This window comes from Acrocarpospora pleiomorpha, assembly GCF_009687885.1.
In the GTDB taxonomy this organism is placed as follows: domain Bacteria; phylum Actinomycetota; class Actinomycetes; order Streptosporangiales; family Streptosporangiaceae; genus Acrocarpospora; species Acrocarpospora pleiomorpha.
In genome coordinates this window covers 165,892-183,722 of record NZ_BLAF01000013.1, presented here as the reverse complement: position 1 = coordinate 183,722, position 17,831 = coordinate 165,892, and the positions used below count along the sequence as shown (strand labels likewise).

14 protein-coding genes and 1 pseudogene are annotated in these 17,831 nt (G+C 69.9%); 9 read left to right on the top strand and 6 right to left on the bottom strand.

Annotation, left to right across the window (positions count from 1 at the left end):
- Window position 1: 1 nt before the first annotated feature.
- Window positions 2-3,922: a CHAT domain-containing protein gene (locus Aple_RS13165; protein WP_170321446.1), complete on the bottom strand. Its 3,921-nt coding sequence runs from the start codon at window positions 3,920-3,922 to the stop codon at window positions 2-4.
- Between the two features lie 258 nt (window positions 3,923-4,180).
- On the opposite strand from Aple_RS13165, the gene Aple_RS13160 reads away from it, so the two are divergent.
- Genes Aple_RS13160 through Aple_RS13145 form a run of 4 tightly spaced genes read left to right on the top strand, consistent with a single transcriptional unit; the run spans window position 4,181 to window position 6,488 of the window.
- Window positions 4,181-5,011 carry a Fic family protein gene (locus Aple_RS13160; protein ID WP_155344829.1) on the top strand — a complete coding sequence of 277 codons (831 nt, stop codon included), beginning with the start codon at window positions 4,181-4,183 and terminating at the stop codon, window positions 5,009-5,011.
- On the top strand, window positions 5,001-5,807 hold the full coding sequence (locus Aple_RS52770; RefSeq protein ID WP_174889819.1) for a hypothetical protein: 807 nt from the start codon (window positions 5,001-5,003) through the stop codon (window positions 5,805-5,807). Before Aple_RS13160 ends, Aple_RS52770 begins: the two co-directional genes overlap by 11 nt.
- Before the next feature lie 7 nt (window positions 5,808-5,814).
- Window positions 5,815-6,294 (top strand): hypothetical protein, encoded by a 480-nt coding sequence (locus tag Aple_RS13150; protein ID WP_155344828.1) that lies wholly within the window; start codon window positions 5,815-5,817, stop codon window positions 6,292-6,294.
- 14 nt (window positions 6,295-6,308) lie between these two features.
- Window positions 6,309-6,488: a hypothetical protein gene (locus Aple_RS13145; protein ID WP_155344827.1), complete on the top strand. Its 180-nt coding sequence runs from the start codon at window positions 6,309-6,311 to the stop codon at window positions 6,486-6,488.
- Window positions 6,489-6,547: 59 nt separating this feature from the next.
- On the opposite strand, the gene Aple_RS13140 is transcribed toward Aple_RS13145, so the two are convergent.
- Window positions 6,548-9,124 carry a sigma factor-like helix-turn-helix DNA-binding protein gene (locus Aple_RS13140; RefSeq protein WP_170321445.1) on the bottom strand — a complete coding sequence of 859 codons (2,577 nt, stop codon included), beginning with the start codon at window positions 9,122-9,124 and terminating at the stop codon, window positions 6,548-6,550.
- A gap of 302 nt (window positions 9,125-9,426) precedes the next feature.
- Here Aple_RS13140 and Aple_RS13135 point away from each other — a divergent pair, with 302 nt between their 5' ends.
- Window positions 9,427-10,497 (top strand): glycerophosphodiester phosphodiesterase family protein, encoded by a 1,071-nt coding sequence (locus Aple_RS13135; RefSeq protein WP_155344825.1) that lies wholly within the window; start codon window positions 9,427-9,429, stop codon window positions 10,495-10,497.
- Between the two features lie 42 nt (window positions 10,498-10,539).
- Here the strand turns inward: Aple_RS13135 and Aple_RS13130 are convergent, their stop codons facing one another.
- The 3 genes from Aple_RS13130 to Aple_RS13120 form a co-directional block, all read right to left on the bottom strand.
- Window positions 10,540-11,826 (bottom strand): hypothetical protein, encoded by a 1,287-nt coding sequence (locus Aple_RS13130; RefSeq protein WP_155344824.1) that lies wholly within the window; start codon window positions 11,824-11,826, stop codon window positions 10,540-10,542.
- A 181-nt stretch (window positions 11,827-12,007) separates the two neighbouring features.
- Window positions 12,008-12,703, bottom strand: coding sequence for a GNAT family N-acetyltransferase (locus tag Aple_RS13125; RefSeq protein WP_170321444.1), 696 nt, complete (start codon window positions 12,701-12,703; stop codon window positions 12,008-12,010).
- Between the two features lie 71 nt (window positions 12,704-12,774).
- The gene (locus Aple_RS13120) at window positions 12,775-13,965 is read right to left on the bottom strand and encodes a DUF1349 domain-containing protein (protein WP_155344822.1); all 1,191 of its coding nucleotides are present in this window, start codon (window positions 13,963-13,965) and stop codon (window positions 12,775-12,777) included.
- Between the two features lie 26 nt (window positions 13,966-13,991).
- Between Aple_RS13120 and Aple_RS13115 the strand changes: the two genes are divergently transcribed.
- The 3 genes from Aple_RS13115 (at window position 13,992) to Aple_RS13105 (ending at window position 16,655) form a co-directional block, all read left to right on the top strand.
- A complete protein-coding gene (locus Aple_RS13115) occupies window positions 13,992-15,041 on the top strand; it encodes a sensor histidine kinase (RefSeq protein ID WP_155344821.1) in 1,050 nt (349 codons plus the stop codon).
- Complete coding sequence (locus Aple_RS13110) at window positions 15,038-15,706, top strand: response regulator transcription factor (RefSeq protein WP_218038302.1); 669 nt, start codon at window positions 15,038-15,040, stop codon at window positions 15,704-15,706. The genes Aple_RS13115 and Aple_RS13110 overlap by 4 nt, the downstream gene beginning before the upstream one ends.
- A 94-nt stretch (window positions 15,707-15,800) precedes the next feature.
- Window positions 15,801-16,655 carry a universal stress protein gene (locus Aple_RS13105; RefSeq protein WP_155344820.1) on the top strand — a complete coding sequence of 285 codons (855 nt, stop codon included), beginning with the start codon at window positions 15,801-15,803 and terminating at the stop codon, window positions 16,653-16,655.
- A gap of 48 nt (window positions 16,656-16,703) precedes the next feature.
- On the opposite strand, the gene Aple_RS13100 is transcribed toward Aple_RS13105, so the two are convergent.
- Window positions 16,704-17,246 (bottom strand): hypothetical protein, encoded by a 543-nt coding sequence (locus Aple_RS13100; RefSeq protein WP_155344819.1) that lies wholly within the window; start codon window positions 17,244-17,246, stop codon window positions 16,704-16,706.
- Between the two features lie 242 nt (window positions 17,247-17,488).
- On the opposite strand from Aple_RS13100, the pseudogene Aple_RS51980 reads away from it, so the two are divergent.
- Window positions 17,489-17,831 (top strand): annotated as a pseudogene (locus Aple_RS51980) (Acg family FMN-binding oxidoreductase); the annotation flags it as partial.

The following is a 17,831-nucleotide window of genomic DNA, read 5'->3' as shown; positions in this document are numbered from 1 at the left end:
GCTACTGCCTGCGAAGAGAAGAGCGGAGACGATCCAGCCATCGACCAGGTAGCCGCTTCGGAGCGGGTAGATCCCGTTGATCCCACGGATCATTCGACGCCTGCCCATGGATGAACATCCGGACGAGGTCGGCGCTGGCCTCGTCCAAGCCGTCGAACAGGCTCGGACCGACCTCACCCTCGGCCGCACGGTGGATGGCGTCCATCAGGGCCACTCGTTCCTCGCGGTAGTTCGCGAGAGCACCCTGAGCGATCTCCGCACGCGTGCGAAACGCGCCCACAGTGGAGTCGTACAGCTCGGCGCGGTCTGCTTCGTCCGGCACCAGGGTTCGCAGGACGTCGTCGAACCGCACGCCCGGTATACGTTCCACCGTGTCGTTGAGCTCTTCCATGGAGCGAGGGAACAGGTCGGAACCGTACTCCAGCAGGGAGGACAAATCCGTAACGGTCGCCCCGCTCGCGGCGCGCTCGACGGCCTCGCGCAGGATGACCGCCGCCATCCGGTGCGCGAGGTGGACCTGCGTGGGGTGCCCGTTGTCCGCGAGGTAGGAGGCCACGTCGTCGTGGCCCCGGGCCAACTCACCCGGCCCGGAACCTTGATACGCGTAGCGCAGCCCGGCTTGGGCCATGGTGAGCGCGCCGGCCGTGCGGCCGAGCTCGGCCTGTATCTGCGCTCGCATTCGGAACACCTGGCTGAGCAGGGCGAAGTCCTCGTCGTCCTCGAAGATGGCCTGACACTCACGCAGCACGTCCTCCGCCTCGTCGAAACGATCGAGACACAGCAGCATCGTGGCGTTGTTGAGGCGCAACCGGGCTCGCTCGTGATCTGAGGCGCCCCGGCGCAGATGCGACTCCTCGATGCGCTCGCAGATGTCCAGCGCGAAATGAAAGTCCTTGACCTGGACGGCCGCGCCGAGGGCGGTGCTGAGGACGACCTCCCGGACGCTCACCGGCGTGACCCGTTCCGGCGCGCCGGAGTCATCGGGCAGCATGTCGACCAGCTCGACCAGCGCGAAGGCTCGATCGACCACCTCGTCATACTTACCCAGCTCGCTCAGGATGGTCAGCCGGAGGCACTCGTCGCCTGCCTGGGTCCATGGACCGAAGCCCGCGCGCTCGGTCATGTGCTCGAGGAGTTTGGTCAGGCCGAGCGCGACGTGCACGTTGCCATGATCGCGCCAGAGCTGCACGCACAGGTACAGCGCGTGCGAGGCCAGGTCGAACTGCTGGAGTCCATAGCAGTTCTGGCTGACTTCCTGGAGGATCTCCGCGGCTGCCTGCGGGTCGCTCCTGGACAGGAGCTTGGCATACAGGGTCGCCACCGTTGGCCGGTTGAGCCCGTCGTGGTGCTCCACCATGCGGCGCAGGTAGCCGAGCGCCCGATTCGTTGTCGCAGGGTCCTGGGCGCGGTCGGTGACGGTTTCGAGCATGTCGGTCGCCTCCTCCCAGCGCCCGCTTCGCAGCAGGTAGGGGGCCGTGGCCAGGCCGGAGGAGGGGATCGCCCAGCCCGATCCGCCCTGGCTCTCCTCCTCGTGCGCGAGGTCGTAGACGGCCGCGAGACAGAAGATCGTCATCTCGTCCACGACCGCGCCGAAGGCCGGATCGATGCCGGCGCGGATCGCCTCGCCGACACCGGGATGCAGGCGGTAGATCTGCCGAGGAATGCGCGAATCCTGGCGGTCGATCCGCTGGACCTCCACCATCACGGCGGAGACCAGCGGTTCCAGGGCGAGCTCCAGCGGGGGCGGCTCTTCGTCGTACAGCTCCCGCCAGACCAGGTGCCACACCTCGCTCACGATCCACGACCGGCGCTCGCCCTCCTCGATGTGGGCGAGCAGGTCGACCAGGACGCGGGCGGGCGCCGGCAGGCCCGACAGCGCCGTGCTGGTCCACGCGCCGAGCAGGCGAATGAACTGGCCGCCGTCGAGTGCGCTGGCCCCGGTGGTGTAGAAAGCGGTGACCGGCGCGTCCCGGCCCGCCGCCTCGGCCGCGGCCAGCGCGGCTTCGAGACGGCCGGGTTCGGCTGCGGCTTTGTCGGCGAGTTCGAGTAATTTCGGGTGGCCTTGGGCCATGTTCAGCACTCTGCGGGCGAGTTGCAGGCTGGTGTCGGACCGTGCCGGGGCACGCTCGGCGGTGGGCTCGTCCTGCAGAAGCGCGCCCAGGTGCGGCAACTCGCGGGCGAGCAGCACCGATTCGGCGACCGAGAGCGCATGCGTCGGCAGCACGACCACGTGGCGAGGGTCGAGGCCGGCGGGTGCGACCCGGCTGGTCAGCACCACGCGGGACAGCCCGCCGTGGCTGGTCAGGCTCTCCATCAGCAGTCCCCACATGGGGTCACGCCAGGAGCCGTTGCCGGACAGCAGGGTGTCCACGTTGTCCAGGACCAGCAGCACCGCCTCCTCCCGGAACACCGCGGCCAGCCTGGGCAGGAACCGTCGCAGCTCGGCCTCGCTGCCCACCGCGTGCCGCATGGGGATGTTCAGCTGGGTCTCCAGCGCGTCGGCGAAGTCGGTGAGCGCCTGGTCGAACTCGTCGGGTTCCGCCGGGGCGCCCCACCAGGCCAGCGCACCGAATCTGCCCCGATGCTGATGGGCCAGTTCCAACGCGCAGTAGGACTTGCCCGCGCCCACCATGCCGACGAACAGCACACCCGTGCGGCCGCTCTCGGGCGCCAGCGCCGCGCTCGCCTCGACCAGAGCCTTCGTACGGCCGACGAAACGCTCCGGCTCAGGCTTGAACCACGCCATACGCTCGGCGTACGGATCCAGAATCGCCTGGCCGGGCGGTGGCGCCACCCGCAGGCCGACGGTCCCCGCGCCGACCAGCATCGGGGTTCCGATCGAGGCGGCGGGCACCGCGGCGGTCGGCCTTTCCCCAACCGCCTTCGGCAACGCGAGCGCGACCGCGCGGTCGACCGGCTGCCCCGCGCCGAGCAGGCGCGGGTACAGCTCCCTGGCGAGCGCGACCGCGAAACCGTCCGCGACCGGATAGCGCATCGCCAGCGCGGTCACGCCCAGCTCCTCGACCAGGCCGCGCGCCAGGCCGACCTGGTCGCCTGGCGAGCTCGAGCCGTCCGCGACCTGCTCGGCGAGCTCGTGCAGCCCCAGGGTGAGCAGCGTGCTCGCCGCTTCCGCCGCGCCCGACTGGCACGCTGAGAGCACGGCCAGTTTCAGGCGGCTCCGGGCGGGCGCGAGCAACTCGACGAGTTCTCCGGTGGAGATGGGGTCAGGGTCACCGTTGGCCTGTTCCAGGAGGAACGTGCCGACGTCGCCATGTCCGGACACGTGGAGCACATCCCAGCCTGGGTATTCTTCGACGGCCTCGGCCAGGCGCTCGCGTGTCACGCCGTACTGCAGGACGCGCAGTTCGATCGCCTTCCGGGACTTGGTGGCGATGGTGCGCACGGTGTTGGTCAGCTCGTAGCGCTCGCGACGCAGGGCGAGCACCGAGGAACGCGCGGGCATGGAGAACAGGGCCAGGATCCGCACGCTCCCGGCCACGTCCTCCTTTTCGTACGGCTTCGCGTGGCCGTCGAGCTCGTAGATCAGACTGACCTGCTTGCGCGCCAGCGGAACCCCGCTGACTCTGGCCAGTTCCAGCGGTCTCGACAGAAGGAACTCCGCACCACGGGGAACGAGAACCCGGACTGTGCCGGAAAGCCTCGCCAAGATCGTCCTGCCCAGCACCTGCTCGCTGATCCACGCGCTGACCCGGTCGACGGCCTCCGCCTCCGACCCGACACGATCGTGCGGCAACCGGTGCCGGGCCAGATGCCGGAAAAGATCGCAGAACGCTTCGTATTCGGCGGCGTTGACATCCAGGTCGACCTGGTGGTCGGCCAGGACCCGCCCGGAATCGGCGGAGAGCACCCATCGCCACCGGTGGAACCCGGCCACCTCAACAGCCCGAAGCGTCTGTGTCACGTAACTCCCTCGCCCGTGAACATGAACGTGTACGCCCGCACATTGCCATCTCGTCGGGGCTCGCATAGGCGAATACGCGAAACCACCACCATCCACCCGACCAGCACATTCCGAACACATGGCACTGGCGTGCGGTCAAGGCGCCGGTGTCATGGTCATGCCTGGCGTAAATCTGGTGACTCCCGCTGATCTGGTACGCCTTCCGCCCCCTCACTAGCGTTCCTCGCCCAGGCAGTCGGCCGGTGACGGGAGCAAACGATGGCTGGGCCGGTGGCGGCGACGCGTGTGGTGCACGGCGTGTGGTCCGACGGCCGCGGATACGCGGCGCTGATCCCCCCGCCGATCGCCACGGCGGATGTCTGCGGGGGCTTCGCTGAGGCCGAGGAGGCGGCGCGCGAGTGCGACGCGATCGTGTCGGGGCACCGCCGCGGGGACCAGCTGGTCACCTCGCTGCTGCATGCCGAGTCACTGCCGAGCCCGCAGGTCAACGCGCTGGCCGTGGGGCGGCAGGTGCGTCTGGGCCGTGACCCCCACCGGGCGATGGCCGCGTTCCGCCGCGCCGTGGCCGCTGGCGCCACCGCGCTGGCTGTCGAGCTCGACTGGCTGACGGGGCTGCACGCCACCCTCGTGCCGAGCCTCGGCGGGCTGCGCGAGCGGCTGGTGTGGCTCTGTGCGGCGGCACCCGCTGACGCGGTGTTCGTCGGGCCGCCGCACGAGCTGGTCCCGGAGTTGATCGCGGACCTGCTGGCCTACCTGCGCCGCGACGACGTGAGCCCGCTGGAGCAGGCCGCCGTCGGATACGCCCAGCTTGAGTTCATCCATCCGTTCCTGGATGGCAACGGACGCCTTGGCCGATGTCTGATGCAGGTGATTCCCCAGCGGCGGGGGCTCGTCGCCTCGCTGGTCCCGCCGCTGGGCCTGCTGTTCGCCGCGAACATGCCCCGGTTCCTGGAGGCGCACCGCCGTTTCCGCGAGGGCGACCGCGCGTTCTGGTGCCGGTATGTGGCGGACCTGGCAGTGATGTCGGCCGCCAATGTTCAGGTCCTGCTCGGCAGAAGTGGAAGAAAGGAGAGAACGTATGGCAAGTAACCAGACCAATAAGCGCAGACGCCGCTCACGCAAGTCCCGCGCGATCACCGCCGCGGCCCTCGCGGCGGCTGCGGCTTTCGTCGGAATGGTGCAGGTGGTAGCCGCTCCACCGAGCTACGCCAACTGCACCGTGAACACCTCGACGGGATCGGTGTGGTGCAGCGACATCGGCGGGGGCACCATCACCGCCCCGCCCGATGACCCCGTCCCGACCGCTCCCTGGCCGCCCATCGACCCGCCGCCGCCTCCCCCGCCCATCAACCCGCCCGATCCGCCGCCACCGCCGCCACCCACATCGCCGCGCACCGACACGCCGGGGCAGAAGACGTCCAAGTCCTGGAATGTCGCCTCCAAGGCGATCCAGAAGCAGAGCTGCAAAGACTTCCTGGCGAACGCGGGGATCACCGCCGACCAGGTGCCCGACGTGCTGCACAAAAGCACCATCAAGATGGAGACCGACCGGACCAACCCGGACGCGGCCGACGCCTTGGCCTCGGTTCCGGGCTCCCGGAACGGCCAGGGCGCCAGCGAGATCACCTTCTGGCAGCCGTTCTTCAACGAATCCCGGGTGGAAGGGTACAAGGCCCTCGTCAACACACCCGCGCTCACCGCGCTCTACAACGTCGTCAGGACCTACAGCAACGATCAGATCCGCGCGCTGCTCGTCCTGCACGAGGTCGCCCACCTGACCGGCAAGCTCCCCGGCGACCACTCCGGTCCTTGGGGCTCCAATCCCAACGCACAGCGAGCCTTCGAGCGGGAGCTCGCCCTCAAGTGCCCCATACCCAGCTCATAGGGGAGCTATGTCCACACTCGCAACCCCTCGCCGATGGGGGCTCGTCCCGTTCGGCCTGGCGTTGATGGCGTCGCTCGCGGTGGCGGCGCAGCCGGTGCAGGCCGCCGGATGCGCGACGGCGGGCCATGTCTACGTGAGATCCGCCGCCGGACTCCACCAGTCCGGATACGAGGGGAACCAGCAGTTCGGCGTCCCCGTGGTCGTTCTCTCGCCCTACGGTTCGCTCGCGCTGTCCATCGGCGGGAACGGGCTGAAGAAGGACACCCAGATCTTCTACCAGATCACCAAATTCGGGGATTACTGGTACACCAGCAACTCCTTCCGGCTCACCGGGTCGAACTGCGTTCACAACGAGGTGAGCATCGGCTCGCTCTCGGCGTCCGAGCCCGGCCAGTACCTGCTGCGCGCCAGCTACACCGCCGGAAACACCGGCGCGCCCATCAACGCCGAGTCGGTGGTCCTGCTCGTGGTCCCAGCCATTCCGTGATTCAGGAGGACATCATGCACAAACGCCGGGCGGCCCTGATGGTGGCCGCGTTGCTTGGCACGGGCGTCATCGCCGTGGCCACCGCGGCCCACGCGGGAACCACGCCGACACCGATCCCGCTGCCGTCGCCGACAGGCTGCCCCCCGGACGCGGTCTGCACCCCGGAGCCCGTCCCCACCGTGTCGTTCCCGTAGGCGCCATCGAGCAGGCGGCCGGCGGTGGGCCCCAGGCAGATCCCGCCGCCGGCCGCCGTTCACGCCCCGTCGGTGACGAAGATCGCCGCGAGTTCGCCGCGCCGGCTGACGCCCAGCTTGGCGTACGCGCGGGCGAGGGTGTTGTTGACGGTGTTGACCGACAGGCCGAGGCGCTCGGCGATCTCCCGGCTGGGCAGCGAACCGGCCAGCCGGGCGATCTCGCGCTCGCGCGGGGTGAGCACGGCGCTGAAGTCGTTGAGCTCCAGCAGGGGCGTACGGGCCTGCGGGCACATCTCGGCCAGCGCGGTGGCCCGCTCCCGCGCCACACGCACCTCAGAACCGCGCCCGTTGCGCATCCGCGCCCTGGCCGCCAGCTTGGCCGCCTCCGCCGCCAGCAGCAGGTGCCCGCGCTCGGCGAAGACACCCGCGGTCCGGTCCAGGGCTTCCGGCGCGCCCGTGGCCAGCGCGGCCGCCGCGTCGGCGAGGACGGGCGCGAAACTCTGCGGGGCCGCTGTCGCGACCGCCGACAGGCGATCGGGTACGGCGGCTCCCAAGCGGGCCGCGTCGTACAGGCACCACGCCTCGATCATGGGCTGTTCGGTGTCGCGGGCCAGCTTGGCCGCGTGGGCCGCCGTGTCCGCCGCCGCCGACAGCATGCCCCCAGCGGCCTCGGCCCACGCCCGGTTGAGCTGGATCCAGGCGTCGAACATGCGGTTGTGGTCGCCCACGTGCTCGTCGGCGCGGGCCAGCAGGTCTTCGGCGCCGATGGCATCGCCGGTCAGGGCGAGCGCTCCGGCCAGTTCGGCCAGGCAGACCCGGGTCAGCCCGTAGGCGTCCTCCTCCTCCAGCAGGGCGACGGCCTCCCGCAGGGCGGCCTGCGCTGTGCCGAGGTCACCTCTTGCCTTGGCCACGATCCCGCGGAAGGAGGCCCAGACGGCCGTCATCATGGCGGAGTTGCTGGCGACCGCCCTCCGGTAGCCGCGTTCGGCCACCCGGGCGGCCTCGATCGGCTTTCCGGCGGTGTGCAGGGACATGCAGAGGCCGTATCCGACCTGCGCCTGGCCCCACGGGAAGCGCTCGGCGTTGGCGTCGGCCACCTGGCGGCCGCGTTCGGCGATGGCGGCGGCCCGGTCGGGCCTGCCCAGCAGGCCGGCCGCCATGGCGCCGCTCATGGCGGCCCAGATCACGGCCTGCTCGTCGGGTTCCGGCAGGCTGAGCACGTCCTCGGCGGATCGCAGCGCCGCCCGGCTCCGGCCGTCGAACAGCATGATCCACGAGCGGGTCGCCTCGGTCAGGTCCTGGCCTGACCCGACGTCCAGCGCCTGCTCGGCCTCGTTGGTCCGGCCGAGACCCCAGTGCAGGATCAGCGCCCGGGTGACCGCCCGCATGGACGGCGGCTCGCTGGTCGGCTCGGGTTCGGCGGGCAGCACCGCCTCCGCCTCCCGGCCGCGGCCCTGGTAGGACAGGATCCGGGCGAGCAGCCAGTCGGCGTCGATCCCCGGACCGGCGGCGCGGGCCAGCCGTTCGGCCAGGTCGAGCTCGAACCGCCCGATGGCCTGCCTGGCGGCTTCGAGCACCTGGTCCGGGCGTGTGATCGTGCCCGACTGGAGCTGCCATACCCCGGCGAGCAGCGTGTCGTCGCGCCGGCGCATCGGCTCGGCGTTCAGCGCGCCGGCGAGGCGTCCCCAGATCGCCCGGGCGCGGGTCACCGGGAGGCCCGCTCGCAGCACCTCGCCGTACAGCGAGTGGGCCAGGCGCAGCGTCACCCTCGCGCCGGACTGGTCGGCGACCGCCATCCCGCTGCGCTCCGCCGCTTCGATGGTTTGCTGGTCCGCCAGGCGCTGGAGTACGGCCAGCGCGAGCGGCTCGCCGCAGGCGATCATCTCCAGCACCTCGCGGGCGGCGGGATCCAGCGTGCGCAGCCGGGCCGTGACCAGGTCCGCCACCCGCGCCCTGGCCGGCACGCCGCCGCGCCAGCGCCAGAGCCCGTCCCGGCGCTTCAAAGCACCGGTCTCCACCGTGTCGGCCAGCAGTTCCCGCAGCAGCAGCGGGTTGCCGTCGGCGAGCCGGTGCAGGCGCCGCCGGCTCAGGGGATCGATGCGGCCGTCCAGTGTCAGGTCGAGCAGGCGATCCACCGCCTTCGGGGGCAGCGGGCCCACGCTTAGTCGTACCGCTGTGTCTTTCCAGAGGGCGGCGACGGCGTCGGTCGCGGGCTCGCAGCAGCAGGCGGTGATCAGCGGGATCACCAGGCGCTGGGCCGTGAGCTGGCGCAGCAGCGCGGCCGAGGCCTCGTCCAGCAGGTGGGCGTCGTCCACGACGAACAGGGTCGGCTTCCCGGCGGTGCGCGCGGCCACCCGGTCCGCCACTCGGGCGATCAGTTCCACCCGGCTCTCGGCCAGCCATTGGCTGCCCGGCAGCAGGTGGGAGAGCGCGCCGAACGGGATCGAGGCCGCCGCGCGGGTCGCCGCCACCCACTCGGCCACGCCACCTGACGCCGTCCATCGGGCCAGCGCTTCGCGGGCCAGTCTGGTCCTGCCCATCCCGGGCGCGCCGATCAGGGCGAGGCCGCCGCTCGCCAGCGCCGTTTCAATCGTGCTCAGCTCCGCCTGACGCCCAGCCAGCGGCCATTGGTACACCTGCGCAACTCCCACAGCGCCCCTCCGATAGCGGTGTAGTGGCGACCCATCCGCTATACGTCCGGAGTTCGCAGTCAGATGAGGCCCGCTGCCAGGGATCGGGTGAATTCTTGCCGACATCGCCCTGCGGAGGCGGCCTCCCTGTTCCAGATGGTGGTCCTGCCTTTGTTGAGCGTTTCCTCGGACGTCACAGATCATCGGCAGGTTGGACTCTGGCCGCACCCGGGTTCTGATCCGCGGCCGTCTTGTCCAGATCCCCGTTCCGCTGATCACCTACGTGCGGGCGAAACAGGAAAGATGACATGACCCTATTTCGTAGCTCCTCCGTGGCCCTACTCGCCGGAGCGGCCGTTGTGGCCCTCTCGGGTCCGGCACTCGCCGACCCCGACCCGTACGGCAAGCACCACCGCAAGAGCTTTGACCTCCAGGCGCACCGGGGCGGGCTCGGCCTCGTGGTGGAGAGCACGCTCGACTCCTTCGCCAACGGGCTGCGCGTCGGCGTGAGCACACTTGAACTCGACATCCAGATCACCGAGGACGGCAAGGCCGTCGTCACCCATGACCGCAGGGTGGACGGCCGCAAGTGCCAGGACACCGGCCCGGTCACCCCGAACGACCCCGAATTCCCCTACGTCGGCAAGTACGTGAACACGCTCACCTTCGCCCAGGTCAGGACGCTGGACTGCGGGACCAAGACGCTGCCGGACTTCCCCGGCCAGCGGCCCGCGCCCGGCGCCGGGATGCCGCTGCTGAGCGAGGTGTTCGACCTGGTCAAGCGCTTCCGCGCGCACGACGTCATGCTGAACGTGGAGACCAAGGTGGAGGCGGGAGCGCCCACCGAGACCGCGCCGCGCGAGCAGTTCGTCCAGGTCGCCGTCCAGGAGATCCGCCGAGCCCGCATGCTCAAGCAGGTCACCATCCAGAGCTTCGACTGGGGCTCGCTCATGCGCATGCGCCAGGTCGAGCCGCGGCTCCCGCTGGTGGCCCTCACCAACGTCGACTTCCTCCAGACCGGCCAGCCCGGCGCGTCGCCCTGGCTGGGCGGGATCGACATCGACGACTTCGGCGGCAACCCGCTCAAGGCCATCAAGTCCTTCGGGGCCGGCGCGTTCTCGCCCGTCCACGGGTTCCCGCAGAACGGAAAGGTCACCGACCCCGGCTACCGTCCGTACGTGACCAAGGCGATGGTGGACGAGGCGCACAGCCTCGGCATCAAGGTGATCCCGTGGACCGTCGACGACGAGCCCACCATGAACAAGCTCATCGACGACGGGATCGACGGCCTCATCACCGACTATCCCGACCGCCTGCGCGCGGTCCTCGCCGGCAGGGGCTACAAGCTGCCCAAGCAGTACCAGGGCCCGCGCGGCTGACCGCCTCTCGCCACCCGCGCAGGTGATATCCACCTGCGCGGGTCAGTTGAGGGCATGTGGGCTGAAGATGGCGTACGCCCCACCGCCCTGAGCGCCGTTGAGCAACAGGCCGTCGTTCATGCGGGCGGAATAGCCGATCACCTTCCCCTCGAGCACCGGCACGACCACATCGTGCAGGTAAGGGCCGTCATGGGTCTCCACGGACGCGGCCCGCACGCGCTCTTGAACCAGCCAGCCCTCGTGTTCGCCCACCACTCGGGCCCAGGAACGCGCGTCGTACTCGGAACCGATGAACACGTCCTTGCCGTGAAAGCTGTAGGGCGCCTTCAACACCAGGTGCTCCCGCCTACTGACGACTTCGTCCCCCTCGATGCCGTCCCCGAGCTTGCGGCTGTACGGCACCAGGGCATCCAGGCAATCCACGTTTCTCTCGCCGAAGAGCCGGCGAAATCGGGGATCGGAAAGCGCGGCGAGGCAGAGTTTGTTCTCCGCGACCCATCGTTGTCCCAGCGGATTGGGCACGACGAGCGTGCCTTCGATGAGGCGGGCGCAGAAATGATCCCACCGCCGCACTTCGTCTGGCTCCAGGGGAATGTATTTCAGATAGCCCAGCCGGACGTCCTCGATGGAATCGATGTCGCACGGCTCGATTTCCACGACCTCTCGTCCGCACCTGGCCAGCTGTCTGTGTACCTGGTCGAGTTCGAATTTCGTGCTCTCGTGGGAGTGGAAGAGCGCGATGCGCCCCTGATCGCCCACGTGCTCGCGGCCGAAACGGAGCAGCCAGCGGGCGAACCAGTCCTCGCTCTCGAAGGGGGCGGCGTGTGGTGCCCATTCGGCGAGCGCCGGGCCGAGCTTGGAGGTACGCCAGAATCGGTTGACCATCCCGGAGGAGATCACTCCGCCAGGGCTGCTCGGATTGAATTCCAGGACCCGGACGGTGTCGAGTGTGCTGCCCAGCAGGTCCAGGCGGCAGTAGTCGACGCGCAGCTGTTCCGGCGCGGGTTCCATCATGATCCAGCGGTGCAGGCGTGCGGGAATGGCCAGGAAATCCTGCAGTTCCCGGTCGGCGGGATACTGCCTGACCAGCTGGTTCAGGCATTCGACGAGACCCTGGACCCGGCGGCGGAGTACGGGTTCCGCGTCGGGGTGCAGGACGGCGAGCGCCGGCCGTACGGGAAAGGGATTGTGCCCCCGGCCGTGCACGGCCAGGTCCATCAGGGACTCGGCCGCCACCCGCTCCTGGACCTGGTGCCATGCCTGGTCGAGGCCGAGCGTCGCCGCGAGGGCGCTCGCCGAGCAGTGGCCCAGAGTTCGTTCCGGATCCACGAGCGGAAGATCGTACTGGCTCTGCGATGACCCCGGAATTTCCTTTGACCTATACACCTGCCCCCCAGGGAGTATTTGGGCACATATAGGAACATTCTAGTTACGCAAAGTAACTAGGGGGCAGGATCCGTATCCCAAGAGGCCAAGGATCGCCGACCGAATGTCAAGTCCGGCACAAGTGTCAGGGGTCGATAATCACCGTCATCATGGTGTCCGCGATGGCGAAGCCAAGTCTGGCGTAGACGTGTTTGGCGGGGTTCGCGTACGACACGGCCAACCCTATGGTGGGCAAACCATCCGCCGCTCCCCGAAGTTGCACATGCCGAATCAGCCGGGCACCCAACCCAGGAGGGGATTTATCCGGATGCCGGAAGACCTCGGAAATCCACGCCACGTCCCGCCATTGATTGACCAGAACCCCGCCGACGACCGCACCGCCGCCGTCGACCGCGACCGAGCTGCACGGCAGCAGCTCGCCGATCAGTTGCCCGCTGATCAGCGGAGCCAGCTCCTGCTCGTACGCATCCTCAGGCTCACGCCCGGAATGATCAGGATGCCCGGGCGGATACGCGGCCACCATGGCCGCCACCATCTCCCTGCCCTCATGCTCATGCGCCGGAGCGAACCCGAACCCCGGCGGCGCCGCACTGTCAGCGGGAGGCAAGGTTCCCGTCAGATCGCAGTACATCGTGTGCGCATGCCGGCTGAGCCGAGCACCACTCTCGATGAGCTCTGTCCCAAGATCGACCTGCACGGAAACCGCCCAGCCGACAAAGTCACTCATAATCAATTTGGCCGGCTCGGGCCCGACCACCTCGACGTTGTCCGCCCAGGGCAGCCCGTCCCGGACGCCTTTCCGGTAAGTGATGACCGGCACACCCTGAGGGTCGGTCGCTGTCTTCCGCATCCCGCGAGCATCCCGCCGGAATCCCGCGACAGGCAATCCATTTACCTCAGCCGGAAGGCGCCCAGGCCGAGCACGACCATGGCGTAGCCGCAGAGCACGGCGAACCCGGCCCACCCGGGCAGGGGGAAATAGCCATTCATGGGCGCGTAGTAGGCAACCACCTGCGGATACTCTCTCACCGTCTGCTGGACGGCGAAGGCAGCGGCTGGGGTGATCCGCAGCAACCACCTCGACACCTCATCCGACAGCAGCGGAAGGACTCCCAGCAGGTAGGGGAGCACGATGACCGAGATCGCGACGAGGATCGCCGCCCAGGCTCGCCGTACCAGCGCGGCGAGGGCGAGGGTGAAGACGGCGGCGACGGCGAGGAGCGCGGCGACGCCGACGACGACCCGCAGGTGGGTGAGCGCGGACACGGCCAGGACGCTGATGCCCTCGGCCCGCAGCAGCGCCGAGCCGGCCGGCACGACCACTCCCGCGCCGACCAGAGTGGCGACGAAGGCCGCCCCGCCGACCACGACGGCCTTCGCCGCCAGGATCCGGCCGCTGGACGCGCCTGTCGCGAACCGCGCCGCCACCACGATCACGATGATCAGTGCGATGGTCAGGCCGACGAGAGTGCTGGACACGGTGCTGCGCGGCGCGTCGGTGAGGGGTCCGATGTCGCCGGATCCGGTGACGGTGAACGTGCCGTTCGACTCGACGAGCCCGGGAGCCCGGTGATATCGCTCCCAGTCGGTATGGCCCATTTTCCCCACGGGGGTCGTGCTCCAGGCGGCGGCCGGTGCGCTGTCTAGGCTGATGTGGTCGAACGTGGCGGTGACCTGGGTGAAGCGCGAGGCTGACAGGCTCGCGCCGAGACCCGTGTGCGTGATCGTCAGGTCTCCCGGGGAGGCGGTGAACAGCCCTACTTGGACGGTGGCGGGAAGGCCGGGGAGGTGCGCGGTGCCGACCTTCGTCCAGTGTGTGCCGTCCGGCGATTCGTGGCCGGTGATGGTGTCGCCGGCGCGGGTCAGGCGCAGCCAGCGAGGTGACTGCGTGGCGGCGCCGGCCACATCGTGGGTGTAGTCGTACTGCATGCGGACACCGTGGCTGCCGGTGAGCATGAGCGCCGCGTAGGAGGAGCCCTGGGCGACACCGTCCTTGAGGATGATGCCGGCTTTCGCCCAGGGCACCAGGCCGGGGACGATCTCGTCGTGGTCGGGTGGCGGGTAGGTGATGATGCCCGTCATCGAGGTCAGGCGCGCGGTGATGCCGCATGTCCGGGGTCGGCCTGCTGGCCCTCACCATCGGCCTGACCGAAGCGAGCAGCACCGCACCCGTCGGGCAGCCCGGACTCGGGGCCGCGCAGCAGCGCATCCACGAGCTGGAGACAGAGTTGTCGATGCAGTCGCGCCAGCTCCTGATGGGCTCGCTGATCGCGCTGGTCGTGATGGCGGCGGTCTCGGTCCTGCTCGGCAGCGCCATCGCCGGTCGGGTGCTGCGACCACTGCGGACGATCACCGCCGCGACCCGGCGGATCTCCGCCGAGAACCTGCACGAGCGGCTGGCCGTGCCGGGCCCCGCCGACGAGGTCAAGAACCTCGCGGACACCATCGACGGCCTGCTGGAACGTCTGGAGGCGTCCTTCGCCGCCCAGCGCCGGTTCGTCGCCAACGCCTCCCACGAACTGCGCACCCCGCTGGCCACCATGCGGGCGTCGGTGGACGTGGCCCTGGCCAAACCGGAGCCGCCGCCACCCCAGACGGTCACGCTGGCCAACCGGCTGCGTACCGAGCTTGACCAGGTCGATCGCCTCCTGGAGGGCCTGCTCGTCCTGGCCCGCGCCCAGCACGGCGAGCTCCCCGACCGCGACCCCGTCACACTGAGCGACCTGGTGTCACAGGCCCTGAACGCCCGCGCCGCCGACCTCGCGGCGAAGAACCTGACCGCCGAAGACGGCGGTCTTCAGCGTACGGCGTGCACCCAGGGCAGCCTCACGCTGCTGACGCGCATGACCGACAACGTGATCGACAACGCCATCGTCCACAACCAGGACGGCGGCTGGATCCGGGTCGCGACCACAGCGGACGGCACCGCGGTGCGGCTGATCGTGGAGACGGGCGGACCGGCTCTCGATCCGGAGCACATCGCCCGGCTCGGCCAGCCCTTCCAGCGGCTCGCCGCCGACCGCACCGGTTCCGGCACCGGCCTCGGCCTGTCGATCGTCGCGGCGATCGCCACCGCGCACGGCGGCCACCTGGACCTGCACGCCCGAGCTGAAGGCGGCCTGCGCGTCACCATCTCACTGCCGGCGGGCGCGGCGTGAGGATCCTGGTGGTCGAAGACGCGCTCTCGCTCGCCGAGGTCCTGGCCGAGGGGCTACGGGATCAGGGCATGGCCGTCGACGTCGCCCACGACGGCCTGGCCGCCGCCGCCAAGCTCGACCTCAACAGCTACGACGTCGTGCTCCTGGACCGGGACCTCCCAGGCATCCACGGCGACACGCTCTGCCAGATGATCACCGACCGTGACGACCGAACCATGGTCCTGATGCTCACCGCGGCCGGCTCCCCAGGAGACCGGGTCAGCGGACTGACCCTGGGCGCCGACGACTACCTCGCCAAGCCGTTCCACTTCCCGGAACTGGTGCTGCGCGTCCGCGCGCTGGCCCGCCGGCGACCCTCCGCCCGCACCCGGACCCTGCGGGCGGGCGGCCTCGAACTCGACCCCGCCCGGCGCACGGCCACCCGCGACGGCCGCCGGCTCGACCTCTCGGTCAAGGAGTTCGCCCTCCTGGAAGCCCTCCTGCGCGCCGGCCCCGCCTTCCTCAGCACCGAGCAACTCCTCGAACAGGTCTGGGACGAGAACGCCGACCCGTTCACCAACACCGTCACCGTGACCATCGGCCGGCTACGCCGCAAACTGGGCAACCCACCGGTCATCACCACCACACCTGGCGTGGGCTACCGCATCGCCGATCCAGCCGACTAACGAAGGTCCCTGGTGGAAGTGACGTTCGCCCGCTGCGTACGGTCGGGTCGGCAGGATCGCATGAAGGAGAGCTCACGTCTGGAGGGAGATCATCATGGCTGGACTGGTCGTCGTCGGCCTCGACGGGTCGGAATCCGCTGCCCTGGCCGTCGACTACGCGGTGGACGACGCGGTGCGCAGGGGGGCGACTCTGAAGATCGTCCATGTACGCGACCCCTGGTCGGGAGACCTGGCGTTGCAGGGCCTGGACCACTTGACCGAGGCCGCCACCCGGCACGGGGAGGACATCCTGGCCGCCGCCAAGGAGCGGGCCCGCGAGCGAGCCCCGGACCTCGAGGTGGTCACCAGGATGGTCCCCGGCCAGATCGTGGAACAGCTGAAAGCCGAATCCGCGGAGGCTGACTGCCTCGTGGTGGGGAGCCGCGGCATGGGTGGATTCGCCGGTCTGCTGCTCGGATCGGTAGGGCTGGGCGTGGCAGGCCACATATCCGGGCCCATCGTGGTCGTCAGACGGCCGGCCCCGGTCTCGTACGGGGAGATCGTCGTGGGATACGACGGATCGGACCACTCCGAGGCGGCGCTGGAGTACGCCTTCGGCGAGGCGAGAAGGCGCGGAGCCGGGCTGAAGGTGATCTACACCTGGCAGGAGCTCATCTTCTCCCCCTACGCGGTCGGCTACAGCCAGATCCTGCAAGGCGTCTTCAACGATCGGGTGGCTGACGTGCACCACCGCCTGGCCTCGTGGCGAGAACGGAATCCGGACGTCAAGGTCGAGGAGTCGTTCCTCACCGGCCACCCGATCCCCGCGCTGGCCGAGGCCTCGCGCCTGGCCGACCTCGTGGTGGTCGGCTCGCGCGGGATGGGCGCCTTCGGCTCGGCGGTGCTCGGCTCGGTGAGCCACGGCGTCCTCCACCGCGCGTCCTGCCCCGTCGCCGTCGTCCGCCCGTAATGCCAAGACGCCCATCCGTTGCGGATGGGCGTCTTTTGGCGGGGCCGGCTACTTGAGGATCGGGTACTTCTGGACGATCGCGGTGCGCGACCACCAGGCACCGATGCCGAGGGTGTTGCCGGCGGAGGCGAGGGCGAGGCCGATGAGGACGACGGCGTAGATGAGGTGTTCGTCCAGGAAGGGGTTGTTGGCGAGGGGGAGTTCGGCGGCCCACATGAAGATCAGGAGCAGGGAGCCGGTGGCGGCGGCGATGCGCATTCCTGCGCCGGTGATGAGGGCGGCGCCGATGCCGAGCAGGCCGAGCATGAACAGCCAGTCGACCCAGGCCTGTCCGGCCAGGCTGGAGAAGAATCCGCCGAGGGCGTTCTCGCCGGTGCCCTTGAGGAAGCCGGTGGTGGGGCTGCCGCCGTTGATCCAGGAGCGGGCGGCGGGGGTCGCCAGGCCCCAGCCGAAGGCCTTGTCGAGGAAGGCCCACAGGAAGACCCAGCCGAGGGAGATGCGCGCGACGGCCCAGACATAGTCCACCGTGCGCGACTGCGAGTTGAGGGGGTGGGGGGTGTGGACGGTGGGGCGTCCTTCGGTGGTGGCCATGGTGAGTCCCTTTGGAGAGCGGTTCTTGTCTTGTTCTCGCACCTCAATGACACCGGTTCGGCGGGCCGGCGCTTAGGGCTGGAGGACTCGCGCGCGGGGCCCGCAAGGCCCGTCCCCAGTGGGACTTTCGGCCCTGACCCGATCTACGGGACCAAAGTCCCTCCGGGGTGAGCCGTCCGGCTCTGCCTCCCGCGTACGCGCGAACGGGAGCCTGACGGCACAGCGTACGAAGGAGGCGTGCCATGATCGCTCCGCTGGCCACCGATCTCGGCGCACGGCGGCTGCTCGTCGCGGCCGCCGCGGCGCCGTCGGTGCTGAACACCCAGCCGTGGCGGTTCCGCGTCGTCCGCCGGGAGTTCGTCGAGATGTTCGCCGACCCCGAGCGACGGCTCACCGTGAGCGACCCCCGGGGCCGTTCCATGTACGTGAGCTGCGGCGCGGCCCTGTTCAACCTCCGCCTGGCGATCAAATGGGCCGGCTACCGCCCCCTGGTGTGGCTGCGCCCCAACCTCGCCGTGCAGCCCCGGCTGCTGGCCGCCGTCCGCATGGCGGAGACGGGCCCGGCCGGACCGGCGGGCGCCCGCC